This is a genomic window from Mycobacterium sp. E342, assembly GCF_001667665.1.
Lineage (GTDB): Bacteria > Actinomycetota > Actinomycetes > Mycobacteriales > Mycobacteriaceae > Mycobacterium.
On the sequence record NZ_LZJM01000331.1, the window covers coordinates 1 to 2,462 of the forward strand.

Here is a 2,462-nt window from a genome sequence, read left to right on the forward strand (position 1 = left end):
CTGCCACGGCGTGCCGATCGTGGTCAGCGAGCGGACGTGCACCGTCGAGTTCGTGGTGGTCAGCACCCGGATCGCCGCCCGCGAGTACAGGCCCCCCATCGAGTGGCCGACCAGGTCGACCTCGTCGATGCCCTTGTCGGTGTGCAGGTAGGTCAAAAACCGCGCCAGGTGTTCGCCCGCGGTGTCGATGCTCCCCGTGGAGTTCACGGTCATGTTCTCCGGCAGCGTGATTGGGCACACCCCGAACGGGCCGAAGCCGGTCTGGTCCACCACCTGCCCCCGGCCGGCCATCGCCGGTGACGTGAACACCTTGTAGCCCTGCTTGACCAGGTATTCGCGGATCGCGGTGTCGGTGTTGCCCGCCGCCAGCCCGGTCGAGCACGCCTGGTCGGGTGTGGTGAACGGGCTCGTCGCATCCCCGCCGGAGACGATGACGACCGCCTGCGACGCCGCGCGCTTCTCGTCGGACCGGCTGCACCCCAGCAGCATCGACGTCATGGCCACCACGATCGCGGTCAGCGCCAGCATCCGTCGCACACCCTGGATGCTAACCGTCGCACCGGGGGCGATCGGGCGATTTGAGCGACTCAGGGGGTGCGCCTGGGCCGTGCGCGTTCGCTGGCGAACCCGCGCACCGCGTACGCACGCACGAACTCGGCCACCGCCTCGGGATCGTCCATGTCCAGCGTCGAGGACGGCGTGCTGAAGAGCGAGAACAGGATGCGCGCGAACCATTCGCCCGCGGTTTGGACGTCGAGGTCCTTGCGCACCTCCCCGGTGAGCCTGGCGGCCGACAGGTAGGGCGCGACGAAGTCGACGCACTCGCGCAGCAAGACGGCGGCGTCCTTGGTCAGCAGCAGGCTGATGGCGTCCTCGTCGAAATACTTCTCGGACGCGATGGACCGCCGGGCCTGGGTCACGAAAACGGCTGCCTCGCTCAGCTTTTCCTCGAGGGAAGCGCCGCGCGCCATGGCTTTGGACATCTCGCGGTAGAACCGCTCGGAAGCGTGTTCGGCGCAGGCTTCGATGATGGCGCCCTTGTCGCCGAAGTACTCGTAGATGGTGCTGCGTGACACCCCGGCCGTCCTGGCGATGTCGACGATCGTCGCCTTCTGCAGCCCCTGTTTGCGGAAGCAGGCGTACGCGGATTCCACGATCAGCTCGCGGGTGTCGATGGCCTGGGCGGCCGCTTGCGTCATCACGGCACCAACGCACCCCGCGGCACCAGCCCGGCATCGGCCGACGCAAAAGCGGCGTTGACGTCGGCCAGGTGGAACGGTTCGGGCATCAACCGGTCGAACGGGAACCTGGTGTGCTGCAGGAAGCTGAGGCCGACCGCCAGGGTGACGGGCTCGTAGAACATGACCCCGCGCACGGATTTGTTGCCGTACACCAGCGCGCTCGGGTCCAGCTCGAAGGTTCGTCCCATGCCGACGTTGCCGACCTCGAGGAGCGTTCCCCCGTTGTTGAGGAAGCCGATTCCCTCGGGAATGACGGCCGGCACCCCGACGACCTCGAGCACCCAGTCGGCGCCGATGCCGTCGGTGCGCGCGCGGACCTGTTCGGTGACCTCCGCGGTCGAGATGGCACTCGCGTCGATGCACTGCGTGGCGCCGAAATCAGAGGCGACGTCGAGCCGTTCGGGGATTTTGTCGATGACGATGACCTCCGCGGCGCCGGCGGTGCGGGCCACGGCCGCGGCGTTGATGCCCAGCCCGCCCGCGCCCTGGATGACCAGGGTGTCGCCGAGGCGCACCTCGCGCAGCGCGAACAGCACCTGGGCCAGCGCGCAGTTCAGCGGGGCGACGGCTTGGTCCGGCAGGCCCTCGGGCACCTTGTACAGCGGCTGCCGCCGGCTGGTGTAGTAGTACTCGCCGTAGGCGGCGACGAAGTGCGGCGCATGATCGGGCGTCCGGTATTCGCCGGCCATCAGGTTCTGACACGCGTAGGACCGGCCCTGCGCGCAGGCGTGGCACTGGCCGCAGAACCAGAAATACGGCGTGACCACGCGATCGCCCACCGCCAGCGGCTTCCCGGTCGCGTCGGTGGTCAGGCCGTCGCCCAGTTCGGCTATCTCGCCCACCATTTCGTGGCCCATGGCGAACGGGCACGGCAACGGCAGTTCGCCACGGAAGATGTGCAGGTCGGATCCGCAGATGCCGGCCATCCGCAACTTGAGCGCCGCGGTGCCGGGCGCCGGTGTGGTCAACGGAAATTCGGCCAGCTCGATGGGACCGCCGTGGGCGGTCAGCAGCGCGAGCTTCGGCATGATGATCCCCCTCAGTTGGCGGGCGCCAGAATCAGCCCGCTCGTAGGTACCCCGGTGCCCGAGGTGACCAAGACGTGTTCGACGTTGTCGACCTGGTTGTACGACGTGCCACGCACCTGGCGCACGCCCTCGGTGATGCCGTTCATGCCGTGGATGTAGGCCTCGCCGAGCAGGCCGCCGTTGGTGTTGATCG

Annotated in this window: 3 protein-coding genes and 1 pseudogene; all 4 read right to left on the bottom strand. The window is 68.3% G+C overall.

The annotated features are described in order from the left end of the window. Nucleotides 1-498, bottom strand: a 498-nt coding sequence (locus tag A5692_RS26990) for a triacylglycerol lipase (RefSeq protein ID WP_231984482.1), incomplete at its 3' end; no start/stop codon positions are given. Between the two features lie 89 nt (nt 499-587). Next, the gene (locus tag A5692_RS26995; RefSeq protein ID WP_068062487.1) at nt 588-1,199 is read right to left on the bottom strand and encodes a TetR/AcrR family transcriptional regulator; all 612 of its coding nucleotides are present in this window, start codon (nt 1,197-1,199) and stop codon (nt 588-590) included. Further along, complete coding sequence (locus A5692_RS27000) at nt 1,199-2,269, bottom strand: zinc-binding dehydrogenase (protein WP_068062490.1); 1,071 nt, start codon at nt 2,267-2,269, stop codon at nt 1,199-1,201. Before A5692_RS27000 ends, A5692_RS26995 begins: the two co-directional genes overlap by 1 nt. A gap of 11 nt (nt 2,270-2,280) precedes the next feature. Continuing rightward, nucleotides 2,281-2,462 (bottom strand): annotated as a pseudogene (locus tag A5692_RS27005) (lipid-transfer protein); the annotation flags it as partial.